The organism is Nonomuraea basaltis (assembly GCF_005893125.1).
Lineage (GTDB): Bacteria > Actinomycetota > Actinomycetes > Streptosporangiales > Streptosporangiaceae > Nonomuraea > Nonomuraea basaltis.
On record NZ_VCJS01000669.1, the window covers coordinates 1 to 313 of the forward strand.

Genomic DNA, 313 nt, shown 5'->3' on the forward strand with positions numbered 1-313 from the left:
GATCATCAGACCGCTCGACTTCGCCCTTGCCTGGTCCGCTCGCCGCCGCCAGGACCAGACCCGCGCCCGCAGCAGCCACTACTGGAAACGCTGGCTTAAACATCACAAAATCAGGTTGTAGTACTAGATGGCCTGGGCGGTGGGCAGGATGGTGATCTCGGTGAGGTTGACGTGGCGGGGCACGGCGGCCATGAAGGCCACGGTCTCGGCGATGTCACTGGACTGCAGGACGTCGATCTGGCCGATCAGGTCGGCCATGAGCTTGCTGGCGTCGGGGTCGGTGACGTGGTCGGGCAGTTCGGTGTCGACCATG

Annotated in this window: 1 pseudogene; it reads right to left on the minus strand. The window is 63.9% G+C overall.

What is annotated here, in order from left to right:
- Positions 1 to 123: 123 nt before the first annotated feature.
- Positions 124 to 313: pseudogene (locus EJK15_RS69960) on the minus strand (short-chain dehydrogenase); the annotation flags it as partial.